The sequence below is a fragment of the Streptomyces sp. NPDC031100 genome, assembly GCF_055570785.1.
The window spans coordinates 456,264-482,882 of sequence record NZ_JBVIGN010000006.1 but is presented as its reverse complement, the minus strand read 5'-3'; the positions used below and the strand labels follow the sequence as shown (position 1 = coordinate 482,882).

The 26,619-nt window shown below is 71.7% G+C and carries 20 protein-coding genes; 15 read left to right on the top strand and 5 right to left on the bottom strand.

What is annotated here, in order from left to right; translation table 11 throughout:
- The first annotated feature begins 151 nt into the window (after window positions 1-151).
- The 6 genes from ACZ5DS_RS20280 (at window position 152) to ACZ5DS_RS20255 (ending at window position 8,783) form a co-directional block, all read left to right on the top strand.
- Window positions 152-1,720: a phytoene desaturase family protein gene (locus ACZ5DS_RS20280; protein ID WP_468240316.1), complete on the top strand. Its 1,569-nt coding sequence runs from the start codon at window positions 152-154 to the stop codon at window positions 1,718-1,720.
- Between the two features lie 246 nt (window positions 1,721-1,966).
- Complete coding sequence (locus tag ACZ5DS_RS20275) at window positions 1,967-3,079, top strand: NAD(P)H-dependent flavin oxidoreductase (RefSeq protein ID WP_468240314.1); 1,113 nt, start codon at window positions 1,967-1,969, stop codon at window positions 3,077-3,079.
- On the top strand, window positions 3,076-4,626 hold the full coding sequence (locus tag ACZ5DS_RS20270; RefSeq protein ID WP_468240311.1) for an acyl-CoA synthetase: 1,551 nt from the start codon (window positions 3,076-3,078) through the stop codon (window positions 4,624-4,626). The genes ACZ5DS_RS20275 and ACZ5DS_RS20270 overlap by 4 nt, the downstream gene beginning before the upstream one ends.
- A 99-nt stretch (window positions 4,627-4,725) precedes the next feature.
- The gene (locus ACZ5DS_RS20265; protein ID WP_468240308.1) at window positions 4,726-5,613 is read left to right on the top strand and encodes a C1 family peptidase; all 888 of its coding nucleotides are present in this window, start codon (window positions 4,726-4,728) and stop codon (window positions 5,611-5,613) included.
- A 64-nt stretch (window positions 5,614-5,677) separates the two neighbouring features.
- A complete protein-coding gene (locus tag ACZ5DS_RS20260) occupies window positions 5,678-7,180 on the top strand; it encodes an acyl-CoA synthetase (RefSeq protein ID WP_468240306.1) in 1,503 nt (500 codons plus the stop codon).
- A gap of 82 nt (window positions 7,181-7,262) precedes the next feature.
- Window positions 7,263-8,783, top strand: a complete 1,521-nt coding sequence (locus ACZ5DS_RS20255) for a purple acid phosphatase family protein (protein ID WP_468240304.1) — start codon at window positions 7,263-7,265, stop codon at window positions 8,781-8,783.
- Window positions 8,784-9,476: 693 nt separating this feature from the next.
- On the opposite strand, the gene paaK is transcribed toward ACZ5DS_RS20255, so the two are convergent.
- On the bottom strand, window positions 9,477-10,775 hold the full coding sequence (paaK, locus tag ACZ5DS_RS20250) for a phenylacetate--CoA ligase PaaK (protein WP_468240301.1): 1,299 nt from the start codon (window positions 10,773-10,775) through the stop codon (window positions 9,477-9,479).
- A gap of 232 nt (window positions 10,776-11,007) precedes the next feature.
- Between paaK and ACZ5DS_RS20245 the strand changes: the two genes are divergently transcribed.
- On the top strand, window positions 11,008-11,856 hold the full coding sequence (locus ACZ5DS_RS20245; protein WP_468240299.1) for an alpha/beta fold hydrolase: 849 nt from the start codon (window positions 11,008-11,010) through the stop codon (window positions 11,854-11,856).
- 40 nt (window positions 11,857-11,896) lie between these two features.
- On the opposite strand, the gene ACZ5DS_RS20240 is transcribed toward ACZ5DS_RS20245, so the two are convergent.
- Window positions 11,897-13,510, bottom strand: a complete 1,614-nt coding sequence (locus ACZ5DS_RS20240) for an acyl-CoA synthetase (protein WP_468240297.1) — start codon at window positions 13,508-13,510, stop codon at window positions 11,897-11,899.
- Window positions 13,511-13,701: 191 nt separating this feature from the next.
- Between ACZ5DS_RS20240 and ACZ5DS_RS20235 the strand changes: the two genes are divergently transcribed.
- From ACZ5DS_RS20235 to ACZ5DS_RS20205, 7 genes are all read left to right on the top strand, one after another.
- Window positions 13,702-14,502 (top strand): crotonase/enoyl-CoA hydratase family protein, encoded by an 801-nt coding sequence (locus ACZ5DS_RS20235; protein WP_468240294.1) that lies wholly within the window; start codon window positions 13,702-13,704, stop codon window positions 14,500-14,502.
- A 15-nt stretch (window positions 14,503-14,517) separates the two neighbouring features.
- The gene (locus ACZ5DS_RS20230; protein ID WP_468240292.1) at window positions 14,518-15,459 is read left to right on the top strand and encodes a Zn-ribbon domain-containing OB-fold protein; all 942 of its coding nucleotides are present in this window, start codon (window positions 14,518-14,520) and stop codon (window positions 15,457-15,459) included.
- Window positions 15,456-16,505, top strand: a complete 1,050-nt coding sequence (locus ACZ5DS_RS20225; RefSeq protein ID WP_468240290.1) for a thiolase domain-containing protein — start codon at window positions 15,456-15,458, stop codon at window positions 16,503-16,505. The genes ACZ5DS_RS20230 and ACZ5DS_RS20225 overlap by 4 nt, the downstream gene beginning before the upstream one ends.
- On the top strand, window positions 16,502-17,668 hold the full coding sequence (locus tag ACZ5DS_RS20220; protein ID WP_468240288.1) for a thiolase domain-containing protein: 1,167 nt from the start codon (window positions 16,502-16,504) through the stop codon (window positions 17,666-17,668). The genes ACZ5DS_RS20225 and ACZ5DS_RS20220 overlap by 4 nt, the downstream gene beginning before the upstream one ends.
- 82 nt (window positions 17,669-17,750) lie before the next feature.
- Window positions 17,751-17,993, top strand: a complete 243-nt coding sequence (locus tag ACZ5DS_RS20215) for a DUF397 domain-containing protein (protein WP_468240285.1) — start codon at window positions 17,751-17,753, stop codon at window positions 17,991-17,993.
- 169 nt (window positions 17,994-18,162) lie between these two features.
- Window positions 18,163-19,065 carry a universal stress protein gene (locus tag ACZ5DS_RS20210; RefSeq protein WP_468240283.1) on the top strand — a complete coding sequence of 301 codons (903 nt, stop codon included), beginning with the start codon at window positions 18,163-18,165 and terminating at the stop codon, window positions 19,063-19,065.
- 112 nt (window positions 19,066-19,177) lie between these two features.
- Window positions 19,178-19,675 carry a hypothetical protein gene (locus ACZ5DS_RS20205; protein ID WP_468240281.1) on the top strand — a complete coding sequence of 166 codons (498 nt, stop codon included), beginning with the start codon at window positions 19,178-19,180 and terminating at the stop codon, window positions 19,673-19,675.
- Between the two features lie 10 nt (window positions 19,676-19,685).
- Here ACZ5DS_RS20205 and ACZ5DS_RS20200 read toward each other — a convergent pair whose 3' ends face one another.
- Window positions 19,686-21,656 carry an N-acetylmuramoyl-L-alanine amidase gene (locus ACZ5DS_RS20200; protein WP_468240278.1) on the bottom strand — a complete coding sequence of 657 codons (1,971 nt, stop codon included), beginning with the start codon at window positions 21,654-21,656 and terminating at the stop codon, window positions 19,686-19,688.
- 289 nt (window positions 21,657-21,945) lie between these two features.
- Window positions 21,946-23,091, bottom strand: a complete 1,146-nt coding sequence (locus tag ACZ5DS_RS20195) for an aminoglycoside phosphotransferase family protein (protein ID WP_468240276.1) — start codon at window positions 23,089-23,091, stop codon at window positions 21,946-21,948.
- Window positions 23,092-23,399: 308 nt separating this feature from the next.
- Here ACZ5DS_RS20195 and ACZ5DS_RS20190 point away from each other — a divergent pair, with 308 nt between their 5' ends.
- The gene (locus ACZ5DS_RS20190) at window positions 23,400-24,890 is read left to right on the top strand and encodes a DNA-binding protein NsdB (protein WP_468240273.1); all 1,491 of its coding nucleotides are present in this window, start codon (window positions 23,400-23,402) and stop codon (window positions 24,888-24,890) included.
- Between the two features lie 35 nt (window positions 24,891-24,925).
- Here ACZ5DS_RS20190 and ACZ5DS_RS20185 read toward each other — a convergent pair whose 3' ends face one another.
- Window positions 24,926-26,365 carry a PP2C family protein-serine/threonine phosphatase gene (locus ACZ5DS_RS20185; protein ID WP_468240271.1) on the bottom strand — a complete coding sequence of 480 codons (1,440 nt, stop codon included), beginning with the start codon at window positions 26,363-26,365 and terminating at the stop codon, window positions 24,926-24,928.
- Window positions 26,366-26,619: the final 254 nt, after the last annotated feature.

Sequence of the window (26,619 nt, the reverse complement as noted above, 5' to 3'; positions counted from 1 at the left end):
GGGCACCCCCATCGAGGGCGCTCCGGCGCCTTGCGATCGCACGCACCAGACGCCGCGCGCTGATCCGACCGGGGATATGACACAGGCTCTGAGCCCCGACCGAACCGGCACGCCTCTGGCCGCCGTAGATCATCACGTGTTACGAAGAGCCATGACTGCCAACGAGGGAACCCGGACCTACGACGCCGTCATCGTCGGCGGTGGCCACAACGGCCTGGTCGCCGCCGCCTACCTGGCCCGCGCCGGCCGCTCCGTGCTGGTGCTGGAACGGCTCGGCCACACCGGCGGCGCCGCCGTCTCCACCCGCCCGTTCGCCGGGGTGGACGCCCGGCTGTCGCGCTACTCCTACCTGGTCAGCCTGCTGCCCTCGAAGATCGTGCGCGACCTCGGTCTCGACTTCCGCGTCCGCGGGCGCACCATCTCCTCGTACACCCCCGTGGAGCGCGGCGGACGGCCCACCGGACTGCTCGTCGGTGGCGGGGAGCAGCGCACCCGGGAGGCCTTCGCCCGGCTGACCGGCGGCGAGCGCGAGTACGAGGCCTGGCAGCGCTTCTACGGCATGACCGGGCAGGTCGCCCAGCGTGTCTTCCCGACCCTCACCGAGCCCCTGCCCACCCGTGACGAACTGCGCCGCCGCGTGGATGACGACACCGCCTGGCGAGCGCTGTTCGAGGAGCCGATCGGCGTCGCCGTCGAGGCGAACTTCACCGACGACCTGGTCCGCGGCGTGGTCCTCACGGACGCGCTGATCGGCACCTTCGCCGACGCCCACGACGCGTCCCTCGCCCAGAACCGCTGCTTCCTCTACCACGTCATCGGCGGCGGCACCGGCGCCTGGGACGTTCCCGTCGGCGGCATGGGCGCGCTGACCGACGCCCTGGCCGCGGCCGCGCGCCACGCGGGCGCCGTCGTCGCCACCGGCCACGAAGCCGTACGCATCGACACGGACGGCCGCACCGCCGAGGTCACGTACCGCACCCCCGACGGCGAGGGCGTCGCCGCCGCCTGCCACGTCCTGGTGAACGCCTCCCCGCAGGCCCTCGCGGAACTCACCGGCGACGCACCGCCCACCCCCGCCGAGGGCGCCCAGCTCAAGGTGAACATGCTGCTCAAGCGGCTGCCGAAGCTGCGCGACCAGTCCGTCGACCCGCGCGAGGCATTCTCCGGCACCTTCCACATCGCCGAGGGATACGCCGACCTCGCCACCGCCTACGCCGAGGCCGCGGCCGGCGAACTGCCCGGCGCCCCGCCCTCCGAGATCTACTGCCACTCGCTCACCGACCCGACGATCCTCGGCCCCGACCTCGTCGAGCAGGGCTACCAGACCCTCACCCTCTTCGGACTGCACACGCCGGCCCGGCTCTTCGAACGGGACAACGACGCCGTATGCGAGGAACTGCTGAAGTCCACGCTCGCCCAACTCGACGCCCATCTCGCCGAGCCGCTCGCCGACTGCCTGGCCACCGACGCCGACGGCCGCCCCTGCATCGAGGCGAAGACCCCGCTCGACCTGGAGCGCGACCTGCGCCTGCCCGGCGGAAACATCTTCCACCGAGCTCTGTCCTGGCCGTACGCCCAGGAGGGCACCGGCCGCTGGGGCGTGGAGACCCGGCACGCCAACATCCTGCTGTGCGGGGCGGGCGCGGTGCGCGGGGGAGGGGTGAGCGGGGTGCCCGGGCACAACGCGGCGATGGCGGTGCTGGAGTCCGCCGACGACTGAGAGCCTGTGTCATACCCCGGCCGGGCGCGCGACGCCTGGCACGCACTCCCCCACTGCCTTAAGGGCGTGGGGGGACCCCCAGCCGCGTTGCCGAACCACCCACGTGGCTCCTCCCCCACGCTCGGCTTCGCTCGCGCGGGGGCACCCCAGCGGATGGACGTGCCCGGCTGACACGAGGGGCAAGAAATCTGACGGAGCATCAGAAAAGGCCTTCCGTCGTCCGGAGGACTGCGGCATTCTGCGCCCATGCAGACGGAGCTGAGCAGGAAACTGGGAGTCGAGCACGCCGTCTTCGGCTTCACGCCGTTCCCCGCCGTCGCCGCGGCCATCAGCCGGGCCGGCGGCTTCGGAGTGCTCGGCGCGGTCCGCTACACCGCCCCCGACGACCTCAAACGGGACCTCGACTGGATCGAGGCGCACACCCACGGCAGGCCCTACGGGCTGGACGTGGTGATGCCCGCGAAGAAGGTCGAGGGCGTCTCCGAGGCGGATGTCGAGGCGATGATCCCCGAGGGGCACCGGCAGTTCGTGCGGGACACCCTGGCCAAGCACGGGGTACCGGAGCTGGCCGAGGGCGAGGCGTCCGGGTGGCGGATCACCGGGTGGATGGAACAGGTCGCCCGCACCCAGCTCGACGTCGCCTTCGACTATCCGATCAGGCTGCTGGCCAACGCCCTCGGCTCCCCGCCCGCCGACGTCATCGCCCGCGCCCACGACCGAGGTGTCCTGGTCGCCGCGCTCGCGGGCAGCGCCCGGCACGCCCGCAAGCACCAGGAGGCGGGCATCGACATCGTCGTGGCCCAGGGCTACGAAGCCGGCGGCCACACCGGTGAGATCGCCTCCATGGTGCTGACCCCCGAAGTCGTCGAGGCCGTCGATCCGCTGCCCGTGCTGGCCGCCGGAGGCATCGGCAGCGGACAGCAGGTGGCGGCAGCCCTCACCCTCGGGGCCCAAGGTGTGTGGCTGGGCTCCATATGGCTGACCACCACAGAAGCGGACCTCCACTCGCCCGCCCTGACCCGCAAGCTCCTGGCCGCCGGGTCCGGCGACACCGTCCGCTCCCGCGCCCTCACCGGGAAGCCCGCACGCCAGCTGCGGACCGAGTGGACCGACGCCTGGGACGACCCGGCCGGGCCCGGCACCCTGCCCATGCCGCTGCAGGGCCTGCTGGTCGCCGAGGCGGTCTCCCGCATCCAGAAGTACGAGGTCGAACCGCTGCTCGGCACGCCCGTCGGCCAGATCGTCGGCCGCATGACCAGCGAGCGCAGCGTCCAGGCCGTCTTCGACGACCTCACCCGCGGCTTCGAGCAGGCCGTCGACCGCATCAACCGCATCGCCGGAAGGAGCGGCCCGCAGTGAGCACACCCCCCGCCGGCTTCTGGGCCCAGGCCGCCCAGGATCCCGACCGCACGGTCCTGATCGCCCCCGACGGCGAGCAGTGGACCGCCGGACGCCTGCACGCCGCCGCCAACCGGCTCGTCCACGGGCTGCGTGCCGCGGGCCTCGCGCGCGGCGACGCCTTCGCCGTCGTCCTGCCCAACGGCGTCGAGTTCTTCACCGCCCACCTGGCCGCGACCCAGGCCGGGTTCTACCTGGTGCCGGTCAACCACCACCTGGTCGGCCCCGAGATCGCCTGGATCGTCGCCGACTCCGGCGCCAAGGTGCTCATCGCCCACGAGCGCTTCGCCGCACCGGCCCGGCAGGCGGCCGACGAGGCAGGGCTGCCGGCCACCCACCGCTTCGCGGTCGGCTCGGTCGAGGGCTTCCGGCCGTACCCCGAACTCCTCGACGGACAGCCCGAGTCCGCACCCGCCGACCGCACGCTCGGCTGGGTCATGAACTACACCTCCGGTACGACCGGGCGCCCGCGCGGCATCCGCCGCCCGCTGCCCGGCAAGCCCCCCGAGGAGGCCTACCTGGGTGGCTTCCTCGGCATGTTCGGCATCAGGCCCTTCGACGACAACGTCCACCTCGTCTGCTCACCGCTCTACCACACGGCCGTCCTCCAGTTCGCCGGCGCGGCCCTGCACATCGGCCACCGCCTGGTGCTCATGGACAAGTGGACCCCCAAGGAGATGCTCCGCCTCATCGACACCCACAAGTGCACCCACACCCATATGGTCCCCACCCAGTTCCACCGCCTGCTGGCCCTCCCGGACGAGGTGAAGCAGCGGTACGACGTCTCGTCCATGCGGCACGCCATCCACGGCGCCGCCCCCTGCCCGGATCATGTGAAGCGGGCCATGATCGACTGGTGGGGCACCTGCGTGGAGGAGTACTACGCGGCCAGCGAGGGCGGCGGAGCCTTCGCCACCGCCGAGGACTGGCTGAAGAAGCCCGGCACGGTCGGCAAGGCCTGGCCCATCAGCGAACTAGCGGTCTTCGACGACGACGGCAACCCGCTTCCGCCCGGCCAACTGGGCACCGTCTACATGAAGATGAGCACCGGCGGGTTCTCGTACCACAAGGACGAGAACAAGACCCGCAAGAACCGCATCGGCGACTTCTTCACCGTGGGCGACCTCGGCTACCTGGACGAGGACGGCTACCTCTTCCTCCGGGACCGGAAGATCGACATGATCATCTCCGGCGGGGTCAACATCTACCCGGCCGAGATCGAGTCCGCGCTGCTCGCTCACCCCGCCGTGGCCGACGCCGCCGCCTTCGGCATCCCGCACGACGACTGGGGCGAGGAGGTCAAGGCCGTGGTCGAACCGGCCCCCGGGTACGAACCGGGGCCGGAGCTGACCGCCGCGCTGCTCGCGCACTGCTCCGGTCGGCTGGCCGGTTACAAACAACCGAAGAGCATCGACTTCATCGCCGAGATGCCCCGCGATCCCAACGGCAAGCTGTACAAACGGCGGCTTCGAGAGCCGTACTGGGAGGGGCGCACGCGATCGGTGTGACCGGCACCCAACGTGGCAGGTGAGTGATGATGTGATCGCACCTCGGACATGAGTGGGAGGCATATGCCACAGCAACCCGCTCGAGAACCGAGGTGAACCATGATCGACACAGCGCGCATCGCGGCCATGCAGGGCAAGGGCATGGGCTGGCTGCCGGACCCGCCCGACATCCGTGACTTCACGAAGAACACCAACGGTGTCCCGCAGCTCGTCGAGAGGACCGGTGTCCTCAAGGCGGCCGGCGGGCCGGTGCCACCCCAGGTGGACCTGCGGCAGAGGTGTTCTCCGATCGTGGACCAGGGCGCTCTCGGGTCCTGCACGGCCAACGCGGCCGCCGGGGTTCTGGAGTACTTCGAACTCCAGGCCAACGGCAAGTACTCACCCGCGTCGCGGCTGTTCATCTACAAGGCGACCCGCGACTACCTCCAGTGGGTCGGTGACACCGGCGCGTATCTGCGCTCGGCCATGGGCGCGCTGAGCCTGTTCGGAGCCCCGCCGGAGCGCTACTGGCCCTATGACATCGAGCAGTTCGACATGGAGCCCTCACCGTTCTGCTACTCGTTCGCCAGTAACTACCAGGCCCTCACGTACTACCGCCTGGACCCGCCGGACATCTCCCGGACGGATCTGCTCGCGGACATCAAGGCCCATGTCGCCTCCGGACTGCCCGCGATGTTCGGCTTCTCCGTCTACAACAGCATCTTCAGTGCGAGCGGCGGCGACATCCCCTTCCCCACCCCGAGCGAGGCGGTGATCGGAGGGCATGCCATCGTGGTGGTCGGCTACGACGACGACCGCATCGTCACCAACCCGTTCGACGGCAGCACCACCCAGGGAGCCATGATCATCCGAAACTCCTGGGGCGAGGGCTGGGGCGAGGGCGGATACGGCTACATGCCCTACCGCTACGTCCACGAGGGCTTGGCCGAGGACTTCTGGGTTCTCGTCAAGGCCGAGTTCCTGGAGACGGGCAACTTCGACGCCTGACCGTCTCCGGCCCGGCGCCCGGGGTGCTTGACCGGCAGGTGCCGCGAGCCGAGGATCATGTGTCATGACGCAGGGACACGGCAGCACGGTCGACGGGGTGCTGCGGCGCAGCGCCCGGCGCACCCCGGCGCGCGTGGCGCTGGAGTACGGCGAACGCACCTGGACGTACGAGGAACTCGACACCGCCGTCTCCCGCGCGGCGAGCCTCCTCCTGGCCGAGGGGCTCGCCCCCGGGGACCGGGTGGGCGCCTACGGCCACAACTCCGACGCCTACCTGATCGCTTTCCTCGCCTGCGCCCGGGCGGGCCTGGTCCATGTTCCGGTCAACCAGAACCTGGCGGGCGACGACCTGGCGTACATCGTCGGCCAGTCGGGCAGCAAGGTCGTGCTCTGCGACCCGAGTCTCTCCACGCAACTGCCTGACGGGGTAAGGGTGTTGCCCTTGCGCGACACCGACGGCTCCTTCCTCGCCCGGCTGGCTCACGCGCCGGCGTACGACGGGCCCGAACCGCGCACCGAGGACCTGGCGCAGCTGCTGTACACCTCCGGCACCACCGCCCTGCCCAAGGGGGCGATGATGAGCCACCGGGCGCTGGTGCACGAGTACCTGAGCGCGATCACCGCCCTCGACCTGAGCGCCGGCGATCGGCCCGTGCACGCGCTGCCGCTCTACCACTCGGCGCAGATGCACGTGTTCCTGCTGCCCTACCTCGCGGTCGGCGCCACCAACATCATCCTGGACGCGCCCGACGGAGACCGCCTCTTCGAGCTGATCGAAGCGGGCCGGGTGGACAGCGTGTTCGCGCCGCCCACCGTGTGGATCGGGCTCGCGGGCCGGCCCGACTTCGACGCCCGGGACCTCAGCAGCCTGCGGAAGGCCTACTACGGCGCGTCGATCATGCCCGTGCCGGTGCTCCAGCGGCTGCGCGCACGCCTGCCCGGCCTCGCCTTCTACAACTGCTTCGGGCAGAGCGAGATCGGCCCCCTGGCCACGGTGCTGGGGCCCGACGAGCACGAGGGCCGGCTGGACTCCTGCGGCCGCACCGTCCTGTTCGTGGACGCGCGCCTGGTGGACGACCAGGGCGAGGACGTGCCCGACGGCACGCCCGGCGAAATCGTCTACCGCTCACCGCAGTTGTGCGACGGCTACTGGGACAAGCCCGAGGAGACCGCCGAGGCCTTCCGCGACGGCTGGTTCCACTCCGGCGACCTGGCGGTGCGCGACGCGGACGGGTACTTCACGATCGTGGACCGGGTGAAGGACGTCATCAACTCCGGCGGTGTGCTGGTGGCATCCCGCCAGGTCGAGGACGCCCTCTACACCCACGAGTCCGTCGCCGAGGCCGCCGTGATCGGTCTGCCCGACGAGCGCTGGATCGAGGCCGTCACCGCGGTCGTCGTGCCACGCAGCGAAGTGACGGAGGAGCAACTCATCGCACATGTACGGGAGAAGCTCGCCTCCTTCAAGGCGCCCAAGCGGGTGGTGTTCGTGGACGCACTGCCGCGCAACGCCAGCGGGAAGATCCTCAAACGGGAGCTGCGGGACCGTTTCGGTCACGCCACGTGACGCCACAAAAAGTCTCGTTCCATACCTGGCCCGGCCGCCGGTACCACGGCCGCCGTTCACGGCCAGCGCGCACATACCAGGCATGCGTTGCTGCTTCTCCGCTCCGCTCGCCGCCCTCATGGCCCTGCCCCCTCCCTGCGAAGTGCTCCGCTCCGGCCGCCTGCTCGCCCCAGCCCTGCTACGGTCCGCCGCCGCACACACGACACGACCTAGTCACCCCTGCACCGTCGCGGCCGTCCACCTGGAACTGGTCACCCTGACCGAGGACCGCGCCGTCATCACCTGGCACACCGCCCTGCCCGGCACCGACGACGGCCTGGGCCGTATGCTGCCCGCCGTCACGGAGGGCGAGGTCGCCTACGGCACCCACCCCGCCCGCCTCCACCGCACCGCGGGCGAGGACCGGCCCACCGCACACCACCACGTGGAGCTCACCGGCCTGGAGCCGGGGCAGACGTACTACTACCAGGCCCGCTCCCGCGGCGTGGCCGCCACGCCCACGCCGCTGCACCTGGTGCGCGGCAACGCGGCGGGCACCTCCCGCCACGGCCTCGGCTCGCACGGCGGCCCGTACTCCTTCACCACGCCGCAGCCCCCGCCCGGCCGCCACGTGATGTCCCTCGCGCTCTGCAACGACCTGCACCTCGGCGAGACCACCGCCGGCCTCATGGCCGGCATCCCCCTCCTGCGCGGGGTGGCGCAGCAGCCGGGGCTCGCACCGTATCCGGAGATCATGAGCCGCGCCCTGGTCGAGGAGGCCCGCCGCCGCGGGGCGGACCTGCTGCTGGCCGCGGGCGACATCTCGGCCGGCGGCGCGCCGCGCGACCTGGCAGAGGCCAGGCGGATCCTGGACGGCTTCGGCGCCCACGGCCGGGACTACTTCGTCGTCCGGGGCAACCACGACCGGCCCCCATCCGAGCGGAGCGACCGCTCCGGGAAGGGCGGTGACGCGTTCCGCCGCGGATTCGGCGGGGAGGACGGGCGCGGGTACTTCGCCCAGGACGTGGGCGGTCTGCGGATCATCGGGCTGGACACGTACGAGAAGAAGGGCAACGGCGGTGACGCGGGCGGACTCGGCGCCGAGCAACTGTCGTGGTTCCGCAGCCGGTTGAGAGAGCAGCGGGAACAGCCCACCGTGGTCTTCGGCCACCATCCGCTGACCGTACGGGACGCCCTCTTCCCCGTGGGTGCCGGGCAGCGCCTGGGCCGCCGCCAGGCCCGCGCGATCCTCGACGCCTACGCCGCCGCCCCGGGCGTCTTCCTCCACCACGCCGGCCACACCCACCGCAACAAGCGCACCGTCGTAACCGTCGCCCCGCACGTGACCCTGCAGGAGGTCGGCGCCGCCAAGGAATATCCCGGCGGCTTCTGCCTGCTGCGGATCCACTCCGGCGGCTACGCCCTGAACTTCTACAAGGCGCGCGGCACCGAGGCCCTGGAGTGGGGCGAGCGCAGCCGGCGGCTGGCCGGGGGACTGTGGCCGCACCACGCGCTCGGCCGTTCGGTCGCCGACCGCAACAGCGTGGCCGCCCACGACCTGTCCGGAACCACCCGGCCGGTGCCGCCACCCGTGGTGCCCTGCCCGGCAGAGCACCGTGCCTGAGACGGGGGCCATGCCCCCGCCGGCTGCGCTCGGTGACATCCCTGCGTCGCACACCGGCCCGGCCACGGTCTGGAACCCGGCCAGGTGTACGCGGCCGTGCGTTCCGCCGACCGGCGCCGCCGCCCGGGGCCGAGGTGCGCTGGTCGTTGGTGCCCTGCGGGCAGGGCCGGGCAGTCCGTCCCGGGGGGACATCGACCGGCGTGACGTCCTGATCAAGGCCGAACTGCCCGGCCGGCTGGTCGCCGAGGTACAGATCCGCGACCGCGGGCGGGCGTTCTCGGCCTCCCGTCGGCTGCGGATCGGTCCGGCCGAACTCGCGGCGGGCAGCTCGATCACGGCGTCCGGCCGGTTCGGCCCGCCCTCCCCGGGCCGACTGCGCGCCGACGAGCGCCTCCACCCCGTGTACCTGGTCGACGCGCCGGGCCGGCACGGCCGCCCGGCAGGCAGCGGGCCGCAGACGCGCCGCGTGCAACCGGCCCTGGCCGCGCCGCCGGCAGCACTCGCCGTGCTGCTGCCGCCCGGCGGCGGCTGTTGGCCTTCCTCGCCCTCAACGGCGGCGCCACGCGCAGCGCCGCCGCCACCACGCCTACCGGCGTATGGCACAGGCCGAACTCGGCGTGGAGCCCTCGCCGATATTCACCACCATGCCTCCGAGGGAGCTCGACCTGCGGTGACGCGGCGGCACACCTGCCGTCACCCGCGCGGCCGCAGATCCACGATCCGGCGGATCTTGCCCACGGACCGCTCCAGGGACTCCGGCTCGACGATCTCCACGTCCACGGACACGCCGATGCCGTCCTTCACCGCCGAGGCGATGGAGAGGGCCGCCGCCTCGCGTGTCCCGGGCGTGGCGCCGGGGCGCGCCTCGGCGCGCACGGTGAGTGAGTCGAGCCGGCCCTCCCGGGTCAGCCGCAGCTGGAAGTGCGGCGCCACACCGGGGGTGCGCAGCACGATCTCCTCGATCTGGGTCGGGAACAGGTTCACCCCGCGCAGGATCACCATGTCGTCGCTGCGGCCGGTGATCTTCTCCATCCGCCGGAACACGCGGGCCGTGCCGGGCAGCAGCCGCGTCAGGTCCCGGGTCCGGTACCGGACGATCGGCATGGCCTCCTTGGTGAGCGAGGTGAACACCAGCTCGCCCCGCTCGCCCTCCGGCAGCACTTCACCCGTGATCGGGTCGACGATCTCCGGAAAGAAGTGGTCCTCCCACACATGGAGACCGTCCTTGGTCTCGACACACTCCTGGGCGACCCCGGGACCGATCACTTCCGAGAGACCGTAGATGTCGACCGCGTCGATCGCACACCGCTCCTCGATCTCCCGCCGCATCTGCTCGGTCCAGGGCTCGGCGCCGAAGATACCCACCCGCAGCGAGGTGCCTCGCGGATCCACGCCCTGCCGCTCGAACTCGTCCAGCAGCGTGAGCATGTACGACGGGGTGACCATGATGACGCCGGGTTCGAGGTCCCGGATCAGCTGGACCTGGCGGGCCGTCATACCGCCGGAGGCGGGGACGACCGTACAGCCCAGGCGTTCGGCACCATAGTGGGCGCCCAGACCCCCGGTGAACAGCCCATAGCCGTAGGCCACATGGATCGTGTCACCGGGCCGCCCGCCAGCCGCCCGGATCGAACGCGCCACCATGTCAGCCCACATCGAAAGGTCGTTTTCCGTGTAGCCGACCACCGTGGGCACCCCCGTGGTGCCGCTGGAGGCATGGAGCCGGCGAATACGTTCGCGGGGCACGGCGAACATGCCGTACGGGTAGTGCTCCCGCAGGTCGGCCTTGGTGGTGAAGGGGAAGTGCGCGAGGTCGGCGAGCGAACGGCAGTCCTCCGGGCGGACGCCGGCCTTGTCGAAGGACGCCCGGTAGAAGGGGACGTGCTCGTAGGCGTGCCGCAGCGAGCCACGCAGCCGCTCCAGCTGGAGCGCCCGCAACTCCTCGGGCCCGAGCCGCTCGCCCGCGTCCAGCAGGTCCGTCGCATCCGCCATCGGGACATCTCCCTCGTCAGCCGCATATTCCGGACGACCGATCATTCGGTCGAGCCTCCCGAGGTCAGTAATTCAGGCCAACCGGTTCCCGGCAAGGGGTCTGCGCGGATTTTCCCGGCGCCGGCTGCTGCGAGCCGGCCGGCCGGCGTGGCCGCGGGCCGCGGACCAGCCATCGCCCTCTGGGCGCGCAAAGGCGTTGCGGCCCGGCAGCCGGACTTGGATGATCACCCGCATGCCGACCTTCACCGCAGCCGACGGGACCCGGCTCGCCTACCATCTCCGGGGCGCGGGTGAACCCCTCGCTGTCCTGCCCGGTGGGCCCATGCGTGCCTCCGCCTACCTCGAAGACCTGGGCGGGCTCACCGCCCACCGCCGCCTGGCCCTGCTCGACCTGCGCGGCACCGGGGACTCCGCGGTACCGGTCGACCCGGCGACGTACCGCTGTGACCGGTTGGTGGACGACGTGGAGGTGTGGCGCGCCCACATGGGGCTGGACCACATGGATCTGCTCGCCCACTCGGCGGCCGGCTGCCTGGCGATGCTCTACGCGGCCCGCTACCCCCACCGGATACGGCGACTCGTGCTGATCACACCCAACCTCTCGGCCCTCGGTCTGCGGGCGACGCCCGAGGAGAGGCTGGCCGTGGCCGGGCTGCGGGCGGGCGAGCCGTGGTTCGCGGAGGCGTACCCCGCCTTCGAGGCATGGCTCACGGGCGACGGCGACTTCGACGAGGTCTTCATGCCGTTCTTCTACGGCCGCTGGGACGATGTCGCCCGAGCCCATGACGGCGCCACCGAGGAGCAGACCAACGACGAGGCGGGCGACCGGTACTTCGCCGAGGACGCCTTCACCCCGGACGCCACCCGGGCCGCGCTCGCCTCCCTGACCGCCCCGGTCCTGATGTATGCGGGCGGATCCGACGGCAACCCCCACCCCGATCTCGTCCGCCGCGCCGCCGAGGCCTTCCCGCACGCCGAGGTCACCGTCCAGCCCGGCGCCGGCCACTACCCGTGGCTGGACGACCCGGAGCACTTCGTCCGCCGCACCCTCGCCTTTCTCGACGGGGCAACGGGCGGGTGAGGAGAGTGACGGGTGCGCCCCTGCAGGTGCCGCCCGCGGCCTACCGGTCCGCCGCCACCGCCACCTCCCGCGCCCACCGGTAGTCCGCCTTGCCGCTCGGGGACCGCTGGATGGCGTCCGTGATCACCAGCTGGCGCGGGATCTTGTAGCCGGCCAGCCGGGCGCGGCAGTGGTCCTGGATGTCGGTCAGCGAGGGGCGCCGGGCTCCCTCGCGCAGCTGCACCACGGCCGCCACATGGTTGCCCCACGTGGCGTCCGGCACCCCGGCGACCAGCGCGTCGTAGACGTCCGGATGGGCCTTGAGCGCCTGCTCGACCTCCTCCGGATACACCTTCTCGCCGCCGGTGTTGATGCACTGCGAGCCCCGGCCGAGGACGGTGACCACGCCCTCCTCGTCCACGGTCGCCATGTCCCCGAGCAGCACCCAGCGCCGACCGTCCTTCTCGAAGAACGTCTCGGCCGTTTTCCGCGGATCGTTGTAGTAGCCGAGCGGCACATGGCCGCACTGCGCGACCCGGCCGATCTCGCCCACGGTCACCGGCTCGTAGGTCGCGGGATCCACCACCTGCGTACGCGAGTTGACCCGGATGCGGAAGCCGCGCTCGGGTCCCGAGTCCTCTGTCGCCGTACCGTTGAAGCCGGACTCGGAGGAGCCGAAGTTGTTCAGCAGCATGGCGTTCGGGACCAGCTCCCGGAACTGCCGGCGCACGGTCTCCGACATGATCGCGCCCGAGGAGGAGACACTGAACAGGGCCGAACAGTCCGTCCCCTTCATCGGCCCGGCGAGCGCGTCGATCAGCGGCCGCAGCATCGCGTCGCCGACCAGCGACACGCTGGTGACCTTCTCCTTCTCGATGGTCCGCAGTACTTCCTCCGGCACGAACTTGCGGTGCAGCACGACCCGTTGGCCGAAGTTGAAGCCGATGAACGCGGTGAGGGTGGACGTGCCGTGCATCAGCGGGGGAGTGGGGAAGAAGGTGATCCCGTCCCCGCCCGCCGTGACCCGCTCGGCCAGCTCCTCGGGCGTCTTCACCGGCTCCCCGGTCGGCGCCCCGCCGCCCAGGCCGGCGAAGAACAGGTCCTCCTGGCGCCACATCACCCCCTTGGGCATGCCGGTCGTGCCACCGGTGTAGATGATGAACTGCTCCTCGCCCGACCTGGCCGGAAAGCCCCGCTCGGGCGACCCGGACGCCTCCGCGTCGGCGAACGGGGCGGCGCCGGGCACCGGCGACGACGGATCGCCCACCCGCAGCAGATGCCGCAGCTTCGGCGCGCGCGGCAGGGCTGCCGCCACCCGGTCGCCGAACTCCCCGTCGAAGACCAGCGCGACCAGATCGGCGTCGCGGTAGAGGTAGACCAACTCCTCCTCTACGTAGCGGTAGTTGACATTGACCGGGACGATCCGCGCCTTGAGGCAGGCCAGGACCGTCTGCAGGTACTCCACCCCGTTGTACAGGTGGAGGCCCAGATGCTCCCCCGGCCGTATCCCGCTGTCGATCAGATGGTGGGCGATGCGGTTGGCGGCCGCGTCCAGCTCCCCGTACGTCAGGCGGCGCTCCGCGCCGGTGCCGGGATGGTCGAGGTACACGAGCGCCTCGCGGTCGGGGACCACGTCGACGACCGACTCGAACAGATCGGCAAGGTTGTACTCCACCGCTCCTCCTGACCCCGGGCAGTCCTACCTGGCATCTGTCGGTTCGCCGGTCATCAGAGCAAAGGGCGCGGCAACTGTGAAGGGTCCGCGCGAAGAAATCTGACTGCCTGTCAGAAAACCCTTGAAGTTCCCTTGAAGTGCCTCCCCGCCTACTGCAACCTGTTCTCGTTCTTACCGAGGGGAGATGGGCAATGGGTGGGACGGAACACCTCACCGTGCAGCGCGAAGGCGCCACACTGGTGCTCACGCTCAACAGGCCCGAAGCGAAGAACGCGCTCTCGCTTCCCATGCTCGTCGGCCTGTACGACGGCTGGATCGAGGCCGACGAGGACGACGCGATCCGCTCGATCGTGCTCACCGGGGCCCAGGGCGCCTTCTGCGCCGGCATGGACCTCAAGGCGCTGGCCGGGGGCGGCATGGCAGGGCAGCACTACCGCGACCGGCTCAAGGCCGATCCCGACCTGCACTGGAAGGCCATGCTGCGCCACCACCGCCCCCGCAAACCGGTGATCGCCGCCGTCGAGGGGTACTGCGTGGCCGGCGGCACCGAGATCCTCCAGGGCACCGACATCCGGGTCGCGGGCCGGTCCGCGACCTTCGGCCTGTTCGAGGTCAGGCGCGGTCTGTTCCCGATCGGGGGCTCGACCGTCCGGCTCCAGCGCCAGATCCCGCGCACCCACGCCCTGGAGATGCTGCTCACCGGGCGGCCGTACACCGCCTCCGAGGCCGCCGCCATCGGGCTGATCGGGCATGTCGTCCCCGACGGCACCGCGCTCGCCACAGCACTGGAGATCGCCGAGCAGATCAACGCCTGCGGACCGCTCGCCGTGGAGGCCGTCAAGGCGTCGGTGTACGAGACCGCCGAGCTGACCGAGACCGACGGACTGGCCGCCGAACTCGCCCGTGGCTGGCCGGTCTTCGACACCGCCGACGCCAAGGAGGGCGCCCGCGCCTTCGCGGAGAAGCGGCCCCCCGTCTACAAGCGCGCCTGACCCGAGGAGCCCCCGATGCCCGACGTCCTCAAAGCCCCTCTGGTGGTCGAGTTCCCCTTCACCCGGTCCCTCGGCCCCGTCCAGAGCGCCTTCCTCACCGGACTGCGCGAACGTGTGGTCCTCGGGGTGAAGACCGCCGACGGCCGCACCCTCGTCCCGCCCGTGGAGTACGACCCCGTCACCGCCGAGGAGATCCGCGACCTCGTCGAGGTCGCCCCCACGGGCACGGTCACCACCTGGGCCTGGAACCACGAGCCCCGGCGCGGCCAGCCCCTGACCACCCCCTTCGCCTGGGCCCTGGTCAGGCTCGACGGCGCCGACACCGCCCTGCTGCACGCCCTCGACGCACCCGGCCCCGACGCCGTCCGCACCGGCATGCGGGTGCGGATCCGGTGGGCCGGGGAGCGCACCGGCGCCATCACCGACATCGCGTGCTTCGAGCCGTACGACGGAGAACGCGGACAACCGGGCGGCCACACCGACGAGTTCGAGAACCCTCTCACCGGCATCGTCGCCCCCGCCCGGCTCGACTACACCTACTCGCCCGGCCGCGCCCAGTCCGCCTACATCAACGCCCTCTCCGCACAGCGAACCGTCGGCGAGCGCTGCCCCTCCTGCCGCAAGGTGTACGTCCCGCCGAGGGGTGCGTGCCCCACATGTGGCGTGGCCACATCGGAACAGGTCGAGGTGGGTCCCCGCGGCACAGTGACCACCTTCTGCATCGTCAACATCAAGGCGAAGAACCTCGACATCGAGGTGCCGTACGTCTACGCACATATCGCCCTCGACGGTGCCGACCTCGCCCTGCACGCCCGGATCGGCGGCATCCCCTACGACGAGGTGCGCATGGGCCTGAGGGTCGAGCCGGTGTGGACGCAAGGCGCGCGCTACCCCGATCACTACCGGCCCACCGGCGAGCCCGAGGCCGACTACGACACCTACAAGGAGCTGCTGTGACACGGGAGATCGCCGTCGTCGCCTTCGCCCAGACCGACCACCGGCGCTCCACCGAGGAGTCCTCCGAGGTCGAGATGCTCATGCCGGTCCTGCACGAGGTCCTCGACCAGACCGGGCTGAAGGCCTCCGACATCGGCTTCACCTGCTCCGGTTCCAGCGACTACCTCGCGGGCCGCGCCTTCTCCTTCACGCTCGCCCTCGACGGTGTGGGCGCCTGGCCGCCGATCTCCGAGTCCCACGTCGAGATGGACGGCGCCTGGGCGCTGTACGAGGCATGGACCAAGCTGCTGACCGGCGATGCCGACACCGCTTTGGTGTACTCCTACGGCAAGTCCTCTCCCGGCTCCGTACGAGACGTCCTCACCCGCCAGTTGGACCCGTACTACGTGGCCCCCCTCTGGCCCGACTCCGTGGCCCTGGCCGCCCTGCAGGCGCAGGCACTGATCGACGCCGGGGACACCGACGAGCCCGCGCTCGCCGCCGTCGGCGCCCGCAGCAGGGCCGACGCCGCCGCCAACCCCCGTGCGCAGCTGAAGGGCTCGGTGCCGCACGGCGACTACGTCGTACGCCCCCTGCGCACCGGCGACTGCCCGCCCGTCGGCGACGGCGCCGCCGCCGTGATCCTCGCGGCGGGGGAGCGGGCCCGTCAGCTGTGCGCGCGGCCCGCCTGGATCCGGGGCATCGACCACCGCATCGAGGCGCACTCCCTGGGCGTGCGCGACCTCACCGACTCGCCCTCCGCGCGGCTGGCCGCCGAAAAGGCCGGCGCCTTCGAACGACCCGTCGACACCGCCGAGTTGCACGCGCCGTTCACCGCACAGGAAGTCGTGCTCCGCAAGGCGCTCCGGCTCGGCGACGACGTCCGGGTCAACCCCTCCGGGGGCGCCCTCGCCGCCAACCCGGTCATGGCCGCCGGACTCATCCGCATCGGCGAGGCCGCCGCCCGCATCCACCGCGGCGCGTCCGACCGCGCCCTCGCCCACGCCACCTCCGGCCCCTGCCTGCAGCAGAACCTGGTCGCCGTCCTCGAAGGGGATCCACGATGAGCAAGGAGCCCGTGGCCGTCGTAGGAGTCGGCCAGACCAAGCACGTGGCGGCCCGCCGGGACGTGTCGATCGCCGGGCTGGTCCGGGAGGCCGCTCAACGCGCTCTCCAGGACGCCGAGTTGACCTGGGCGGACATCGACGCCGTCGTCATCGGCAAGGCGCCCGACTTCTTCGAGGGCGTGATGATGCCCGAGCTGTACCTCGCTGACGCCCTCGGCGCGGTCGGCAAACCCATGCTGCGGGTGCACACCGCCGGCTCGGTCGGCGGATCCACCGCCCTCGTCGCCGCGGGCCTGGTCGCGGCCCGCGTCCACGGCACGGTGCTCACCCTCGCCTTCGAAAAACAGTCCGAGTCCAACGCCATGTGGGGCCTGTCCCTGCCCATCCCCTTCCAGCAGCCCCTGCTCGCGGGCGCGGGCGGCTTCTTCGCCCCGCACGTACGCGCCTACATGCGGCGCAGCGGCGCCCCCGACACCGTCGGCTCCCTCGTCGCCTACAAGGACCGGCGCAACGCCCTGAAGAATCCCTACGCCCACCTCCACGAGCACGACATCACCCTGGAGAAGGTCCAGGCCTCGCCCATGCTGTGGGACCCGATCCGCTACTCGGAGACCTGCCCGTCCTCCGACGGCGCCTGCGCCATGGTGCTCACCGACCGCGCCGGAGCCGCCCGCGCGCCCCGCCCGCCCGCCTGGATGCTCGGCGGCGCCATGCGCAGCGAGCCGACCCTCTTCGCCGGGAAGGACTTCGTCTCCCCGCAGGCCGGCAAGGACTGCGCCGCCGACGTCTACCGGCAGGCCGGCATCGCCGACCCGCGCCGGGACATCGACGCCGTCGAGATGTACGTGCCGTTCTCCTGGTACGAGCCCATGTGGCTGGAGAACCTCGGCTTCGCCGAGGAGGGCGGGGGCTGGAAGCTCACCGAGTCCGGGGTGACCGAGCTGGACGGGGACCTGCCGGTCAACATGTCGGGCGGTGTGCTCTCCACCAATCCCATCGGCGCCTCCGGCATGATCCGCTTCGCCGAGGCCGCTCTCCAGGTGCGCGGCCAGGCCGGAGAACACCAGGTGGACGGTGCCCGGAAGGTGCTCGGGCACGCCTACGGCGGCGGTTCGCAGTTCTTCTCCATGTGGCTCGTGGGCGCCGAGCCCCCCGACTCCTGAAAGGTCCGCCCCACACGGCCTGTCCGCCGTCGCAACCGCTCGCTAGGCTGACCGCGGACGACGAACCGGGAGGAGCACGGACGTGGCCGAGAGCATCACCCAGCAGCCGCCGCTGGCGGGCTGGGACAAGCCGGAGCTGGATCTCAGCGGGGCCGATTGGCAGTCCAGCAGCCGAGGGCTGGGCGATGTCCAGATCGCCTTCGTCGAGGGATTCATCGCGATGCGCAACAGCGGCCGTCCGGAAAGCCCTTCCCTGATCTTCACCCCCGCCGAGTGGGGCGCCTTCGTCTCCGGAGCACGGGAGGGCGAGTTCGACCTGACCTGAGCGCCCGCTCCTCGGGACCGCCCGGCATTCCGATCCGGCATCGGGAGCCGATCCGGGGGTGTTCCGGGCGGATTTCCGGACACGCGACCGACAGCGCCCTGTCGGGGCCGACGCCTGAGCGAGGCTGGCCCCGGCAAGGGGAAGGTCGTGTTCCGGAGGTGAGGTAGGGATGAGCAACGCGCCGGTCATCGCCGCGGTCGACGGTTCCGAGGACAGCCTGCGCGCCCTGGAGTGGGCCCTGGACGCCGCCCGCCGCCGCGCGGCACCGCTGCGGGTGGTGCACGTACGGCAGTACGCCGCCTGGGGACAGGCCGACATCCTGGTCGCCGGTCCGCCCGACGCGGAGGGCGACCCGGTGCTCGACGAGGTGCGCGCGCAGCTGCGGGGCCGCGCCGACGCGTCCGCCGTGGAGTACGTCGCCCTGGAGGGCGTACCGGGCGCGGTGCTGCCCGAACTCGGCGCGGACGCCCAGCTGTTGGTCCTCGGCTCGCGGGGCCGTGGCGGCTTCGCCAGCCTGCTGCTCGGCTCCAACGGTCTGGCCGCCGCACGCGACGCCGACTGCCCGGTGGTCGTCGTACCCCGGCCCGGCCGTACGGTGCACGGGGACGGCCCGGCCGAGCCCGGGCCCCGCGTGGTCGTCGGCCTGCACGTCGACACCCCCGACGAGGCCACCCTCGACTTCGCCTTCGCCGAGGCGGCCCTGCGCGAGGCCCGCGTCGAGGTGATCGCCGCGTACCCGTGGCCGGTACAGACGTGGACCGCGCCCGGCCAGCTGGTGCCGCCCCCGATGGATCAGACCGCTGTCGAGGACGAGACCCGGGCCCTCGCCGAGGGCTTCCTCGCCCCGCACGGCAAGCGGCACCCCGAGATCCGCGCCGAGGTGCAGGCCCTGCCGGGCGACGCGGCCGGCCACCTCGTCGCCGCCTCCCGGGACGCGGACCTGGTCGTCGTGGGCCGCCACCGGCGCCGCCTGCTCGCCCCCGCCCGCATGATGGGCTCGGTCACCCAGGCGGTGCTGCTGCACGCGGCGAGCCCGGTCGCGGTCGTGCCACCGGCACCGCCCGAGGAGTGACGCCACCCGGGCCCCGGGGCCGGCACACCCTGTAGCCGGGCCGGGGACACCGGCATCCGCCGACCGGACGCCCGCACGTCGTCGATCCCGTGCGTGCACGTACCATGGCCGCATGTCGTTCCTCCGCCGCCGCAGCGCCACCCCCGCCGGACCCGATTTCGACGTGCTGGCCATGGACCCGGGCGACTGGCCGGGCAACCTCGGCGCGGGCCTGCTGCCCGCCCCCGACGGCACCTGCCAGGGCGTCTTCCTGCGCTACGACCTGTTCGGCGGCCGCGGCCCCGCCATGATCATCGGCAATCTCCCCGAGGGCTCCCCGGCCCGGGAGGTCGCCGAGGGCGAGATCCCCTTCGAGGTGGGCCAGCTGCTGCTGGCGCTGGAGAACGACGAGGAGGTCACCGTCGTCGGCACCGAGGACACCCCCGTCCTCCAGGGCGACAACCTCCTGATCGTGCGCCGTCTGAAGCTCTCCGAGAGCCGGATCTCCTGCGTCCAGTTCGACCGCAGCGACGGCATCCTCGTGACCATCGCCGCCTGGGACCGCCCCATCACCGACGACCTGTACGCCCTGCTGAAGCCGCTCCCGGCGGAGCTTTTCCAGCAGGGCTGACCAGGCCGAGCTACCGGTCGGCCCCCTCGAGGCGGACGTCCGAGGCGCGCACGAACGCCACCCGGTGGCCGTACTGGATCTCGTAGTACAGGTCCTTGCCGACCACGACCCGGTGCGAGTCGGTGGTGAAGGTGACCGCGTAGTAGTACTCGCCCGGCACCTCGTCACCGACCACGTACTTCTGTCCGGCCGGGATGGTGTACGGCAGCGGCACCACCGACTGCGCAGGCACCCCCGCCGGATAGGCCTCCTTCTCCGGGTAGGCCCGGCCGTACACCGGGACACTCGCCAGACCGTCCTTCGGGGTGACGACCAGACCGGATGCCCCGACCGCCGTGGGCTCCTCGTGCGGGTTCTCGAACCAGGCCTTCTGCCCCAGGTACCAGATCGCCGTCCAGTCGCCCCAGCGGTCGGCGACCGCGTACTGCTGGCCGGTGGACACCCGCGAGGACAGGTCGTTCACCCCGGTGGTCGGATCGGTCTTCAGGCCGATGTCCTTGATCAGCGGCGCGCTCACGTCGTGGTCGGAGTACAGCCGCACCTCGCCCGAGCCGTGCGCCGTGCAGGGCTCGCCCTTGGTGGTGCAGCCCGTGTACACCGGTTGGTTGGCGGCGTAGTCCGGCAGGATCGTCACCAGGTCGGAGTGCTTGCCGCCCGTGCGCCGGAGGGGGTGGCCCAGCAGCTGGAAGTAGTGCCGCCAGTCCCAGTACGGGCCCGGGTCCGTGTGCATGCCGGGGATGGTGGAGGTGGTCGGGCCGGGCACGGTGTCATGGCCCAGGATGTGCTGCCGGTCCAGCGGGATGCCGTACGTGCGGGCCAGATACCTCACCAGACGCGCCGAGGACCGGTACATCGCCTCCGTGTACCAGGCGTCCGGCGCCGCGAGGAAGCCCTCGTGCTCGATGCCGACGGACTTCGCGTTGACGTACCAGTTGCCCGCGTGCCAGGCCACATCCTTCGCCTTGACGTGCTGGGCGATCAGACCGTCCGTGGAGCGGATGGTGTAGTTCCAGGACACATAGGTCGGGTCCTGGATCAGGTTCAGCACCCCGTCCCAGGCGCCCTCCGTGTCGTGGATCACGATGTACTTGATGCTCTGGGACAGCGGACGGTCGCCGAGGTCGTGGTTGCCGTAGTCGTTGTCCCCGAACTCGGAGTACGGCGCCGGGATCCACTCGCAGGACACCGACTTGGGGCACTCCGTGTCGTCCGCCGCGACCGTGCGCAGACCCGTCCGGCTCAGCTGCGCGGTGTCGGCGACGAGGTGCGGCTGGGCGGCGAGGGCGACCAGCTGCCCGTCGTCCGTGGTGCGCTCCTCGCCGGTGCGCAGCACGTCGTACACATCGTTGGCATACGCTGCCGCGGTCGCCGTGTCGTCCGCCCCGGAGAAGCGGGCCACCGCGCCGTACCAGTCGGCCGGGTCGGCGCTCGCCGGCTCGCCCAGCTCCTTCTGGGCGGCGGCGAGCAGGGCGGCGCCCCCGGCGATGTTGGCGGCCGGGTCGGTGCGCAGCTCGTCCGCCGGGATCCCCGTCAGCTCGGCCGCCCTGGGCAGCGTCTTGAGGCGGGCCGGAAGCGCCGGCATCTCGGGCAGCTTGATCTCGGGGTGCAGGGCCGCGCGGGCACCGTCCCCGCGGGCGTCCTCGCTGCCTTCGGCGAGGTGCTCGGTGGTGGCGAGCGCGGTCCGGGCGTCGGTGAGATGCATCGGGCCGTAGCCACCGGTCACGCTGGGCGCCCCGGCGTGCGAGTCCCAGCGGGACTGGAGATAGGAGACGGCCAGCAGGACGCTCAGCGGCACGTGGTACTCGGCGGACGCGGAGGCGAAGGCGCGCTGCAGGCCGTCGGCGGAGGAGTCCGTGCCGCTGTCGGCCGGGGCCGCGCCCAGCAGCGGCAGCAGCAGGACCGCGGAGGCGAGTGTGCCGGCGGTCCGCCTCAGGTGTCTGTGACCGGGAGGGGATGTGGGGTCGGTGACGGATCCTCGCAAGGTGCGGCCTCCTGTGACGGGTGGGCGGCGGGCGTGCGGCTCCGAGCTGGACCAGTGGTACCGGCTTGCCGACGATCCGTCAATGATGCCCTCAGAGTGGTGATTTCCCACGTCATGAAGGGGTTCGGCGAGTTTCGCAGCGATGGGGAGCGGGCCTGCGGGGCGTCAGTGGCGTACACCAGTGGCCGCCCGCGCGACGGCCTGGAACGACGGGTCCCGCACGGGGCCGAACACACGAAGGTCCGCGATGCGCCGCCGCTCTGGGCGCACCGCGGAGCCGTCGTCCCCGTCAGCGAGTGCCGACCGCTGCGCGCACGGCCCGGCGGGCCAGCTGGCAGTCGTCGTGCAGCCGCCTGAGCAGCAGGCGCTGTTCCTCGCCGGACGGCGCAGCACCCGGGTGGGCCGTACCCGGTGCCGCCGGGGTCGCTTCGTGCATCGAACGCTGCACGGCCGTCTCGTACGTCCGGATCTCCCGGGTCAGCAGGAGCATCAGGTTCACCAGGAAGGCGTCCCGGGAGGCCGGGCCCGCCGACTGGGCGATCTGGCTGATCTGGCGCCGGGCCACCGGTGCGTCCCCGAGCACCAGCCACAGCGTCGCCAGGTCGTACCCCGGCAGATACCAGCCCGCGTGCTCCCAGTCCACCAGCACTGGACCGGCCGGTGAGAGCAGGATGTTCGAGAGCAGGGCGTCGCCGTGGCAGAACTGGCCCATCCCCTGGCGGCCCGCCGCGTGTGCGATGCCGTGCAGCAGCTTCTGCAGGTCGCCCATGTCCCGGTCGGTGAGCAGGCCCAGCTCGTGATACCGGGAGATACGAGCCGCGTAGTCCAGCGGGGCGTCGAAGGTGCCCGCCGGGGGCCGCCAGGCGTTCAGCCGGCAGATCGCGCCGAGCGCGGCCCGGATGTCCGGCCGGGGCGGGGCCTCCGTCGGATGCCGCTGGAGCGCCGCCACCCGGCCCGGCAAGCGCTCGATCACCAGTGTGCAGTTGTCCGGGTCCGCCGCGATCAGTCTCGGCACCCGCACGGGCGGGCGGTGCCGGACGAACGAGCGGTATGCGGCTATTTCGTGGCGGATCCGCTCCGCCCAGGCGGGCGACTGATCGAGGAGACACTTGGCCACGGCCGTGCTGCGTCCCGTCGTCCCGACCAGCAGGACGGAGCGTCCGCTGCGGCGCAGCACCTGCACCGGAGTGAACTCCGGACAGATCCGGTGCACCGAGGCGATCGCGGTGCGCAGCTGCGCACCCTGGGGGCCGGACAAGTCGAGTCTCCCGCTGAGCGGTTGGGAGCCGGGCTGTCCCGGAACGCGCCGCGGGCGGCCCACGCCCAGCACGGGTGCTCCCGGCCGCGCCGCCGGGTCCAGATACGGCGCGCCGCCCGCCGGGCGGGGACGCAGCGGCCGGGGCGGAGCGGACACGGAGGACGATGCTGCGTACATGGGAGATACAGATCCCTTCGTGTGCCTGCGGTGCCTGCCTGTACATCCATCCTCAAAACCCCTGTGCGAAGTGGATACGCAATGCGGGTGCTTTGAGTTCATACGCCCACCTGACCCGGACGCCCGGGTACACCCTGGGGAATGCACCCGTCACATCAAGGGCGACCGGGTCGGGGTGGCGCGTTCCTACCTGACACCCGATGCCCAGTGGCACACCATCTGGCGCACCCTGGCGAACCGTGGCGAATAGTCGCCCGGCAACCTCCACGGGGCTACTGTCAACTCAGCCGAGAACCTGGGGGCTTGACGTGAGCGGACAACCCAACACCCGCCTTTCGGACCTGTTCGGCCTGGCCGGCTGGTCCAAGGGCGAACTCGCGAGGCTGGTCAACAAACAGGCGGCGGCCATGGGCCACCCCCAGCTGTCGACCGACACCTCGCGGGTGCGGCGCTGGATCGACATGGGAGAGATCCCGCGCGATCCCGTGCCGCGGGTGCTGGCGGCCCTGTTCACCGAGCGTCTCGGCCGTGTCGTGACCATCGAGGACCTCGGTCTGGTACGGCACGGGCGTGCGGGGAAACGGCAGGGCGACGGGAATGCGGAACATCCCGACGGAGTGCCGTGGGCGCCCGAACGGACCGCCGCGGTCCTCACCGAATTCACGGGAATGGACCTCATGCTCAACCGACGCGGCTTGGTGGGCGCGGGTGCCGCGCTCGCCGCGGGATCCACACTCAGCAGCGCCATGAACGACTGGTTGCACACCGACCCCACCCTGAAGGCCGACGCCCCTGTCCTCGACGACCCCCTGCACGCCGACCCCGCTGGGTTCGACCGCTATGAGGCCGCCCCCATCGGGTCGCAGGAGATCGAGGAACTGGAGCGCTCGGTCGAGGTGTTCCGCGCCTGGGACGCCGCCCGTGGCGGCGGGCTGCAGCGCAAGGCGGTCGTGGGCCAGCTCAACGAGGTGGGCGGCATGCTCGCCTACCACCACCCACCCCATCTCCAGCGGCGCCTTTGGGGTGTCGCCGCCAACCTCGCCGTCCTCGCGGGCTGGATGTCGCACGACGTCGGCCTGGAGCCCACGGCCCAGAAGTACTTCGTCATCGCCGCCCACGCCGCCCGTGAGGGCGGTGACCGGCCGCGGGCCGGGGAGGCCCTGTCCCGGGCGGCCCGTCAGATGGTGCACCTCGGCCGGCCCGACGACGCGCTGGACCTGATGAAGCTCGCCCAGTCCGGCTCGGGGGAGCGCCTGCAGCCGCGTACGAAGGCCATGTTCCACACCATCGAGGCCTGGGCGCAGGCGTCGATGGGCAAGGGCCAGGCGATGCGCCGCACACTCGGACAGGCGGAGGACCTCTTCGTCTCCGACCGCCAGGACGTGGAAACGCCGGACTGGATGCAGACCTTCAAGGACGAGGATCTGTACGGCATGCAGGCCCTGGCCTATCGCACGCTCGCGGAGTTCGACCCGGGTGCGGCCGCGCACGCCCAGTACTACGCGGAGAAGGCCCTGGCCCTGCGCATCGACGGGCGCGAGCGGTCGAAGATCTTCGACCATCTGTCCATGGCCTCGGCCTGCTTCATCGCCGACGACCCGGAACAGGCCAACCGCTATGCACGGCTGGCTCTGATGTCGATGGGCTCGAACTCCTCCCGCCGCACCTGGGACCGGCTGCGCCAGATGTACCGGCTCACCGCCGAGTACGCCGGCTACCCGAAGATCCACGAGCTGCGGGAGGAGATCATGCTCGCGCTGCCGAAGCCGAAGGGCACGCGCAACAGCGCACAAGCGTAGGGAGCCTGTGCGCTGCGCTTTCCCAACAGGTCAGCTCATGCGGTGACCTTGGCGACGAGTACGCATGCTTCGTCCTCGCGCTGGGCTCCGCCGAACTCCTCCACGACCGTCCGCACACACTCCTGCGCGGTGCGCGCCGCGCCGAAGCGTGGGGCGAGGTCGAGCAACCGGTCCACTGCGGTAGTTCCGCTGTGCCCGGACACCAGCCCGTCGGTGTGCAGCAGGAGGAGGTCGCCGGGCTGAAGGATCTCGACGGCCTGCCCGTAGGCGGCGCCCGTGGTGGCGCCGAGCAGGACACCGTTCGGTGCGTTCAGCAGGCGCCCCGTTCCGCCGCGGTACAGCAGCGGGGCGGGGTGTCCTGCCTGTGCCCACACCAGCGTGCGGGTCTCGGGCCGGTAGTGGCAGCAGACGGCGCTGCCGAGGGCGGGTTGCACGGTGGCGTCGAGTAACTGGTTGAGCATGGCCAGGAGGTGCCCGGGCCGGGTGCCGGCCATCGCCATGCCGCGCACCGCGCCGAGCAGCATCGCCATGCCGGAGGTGACGGCGACCCCGTGCCCGGTGAGGTCGCCGACGCTGAGCAGGGTCGTGCCGTCCGACAGCTCCAGCGCGTCGTACCAGTTCCCGCCGATCAGGGCGCTCGTCGCGGCCGGCAGATAGTGGGCGGCGAGGTCGAGGGTCCCCGGCCCCTGGTGCGGGAGCCGCAGGGAGCCGCGCCATGGCGGCAGCACGGCTTCCTGCAGCTCGACCGCCAGCCGGTGCTCGGTCTGGGCCTGCCGCCGGTGGTGCTGGAGCGAGTCACGGGTCTCGCTCACGGTCCGCTGGCTTCGGCGCAGTTCGCTGACGTCGCGCAGCACGGCCCACATCGAGGTGGTGCTGCCGTCGGCCCCGAGCACGGGCTCGCCCATCATGTGCACGGTCCGCAGGGTGCCGTCGGGCCGCAGGATGCGGAACTCGCCGTCGATCGGCTTGGCGTCGACCAGGCAGTCCGTCACCATCGAGGTCAGTTTCGGCCGGTCCTCCTCGTGGACCAGGGAGGGCAGTTCGTCCAGAGTGAGGGCTGGGGCGTCCGGGTCGAGGCCCAGGATCTGGTACAGCTCCCCGGACCAGCTCGCCTCGTCCGTGAGCAGGTTCCACTCCGCGCTGCCGACCCGGCTGAGCAGCGAGCCCTGCGGGGCCCCGGCGGCCGGGGCCGGCCGGACGACCGGGACGTCGGCGGGCTCCGCGGCCGGGGCGGGCTCCGGGCCGTCCCGCAGCTGCGCCAAGTGGGCGTCCAGATCCTCGAGTTGGTGCAGTGCGAGGTCGTACAGAGCCCGCTGCCAGCGCTCCTCCGGGTCCTGTGAGCCGTCGCCCTGTGCGTCCCGGCGTACGGCGTCCACGTCACCCTTGAGCCGCCGCGCCTGCGTTATCAACGCCTCGACCGAGCCGCGCCCGGGCGGCTGGGCGGCTGAGCGGTCCGCGGAGACTGGGGACGGCATGACGCACTCCGAAGGGGGACGGTACGGCCAAGGGGGACGGAGGGACCGTTACGACTGTTGCACAGCCCGCGACGCCCCGTAAGGGATTTGGCAACACACGATACGGTGGTGCTTTCGGCATATGCCAGAGTCTTCCCGGCCTGTTCCGCGGGTACGAATGGCGTACGCGCGCGGGTTTTCAAGACGTAGGCCCGCTACGGGACTTGACCCACGCCAGGCGCTTTCGTGTCGCCTTCAGTCGTCTGTTCGACGCT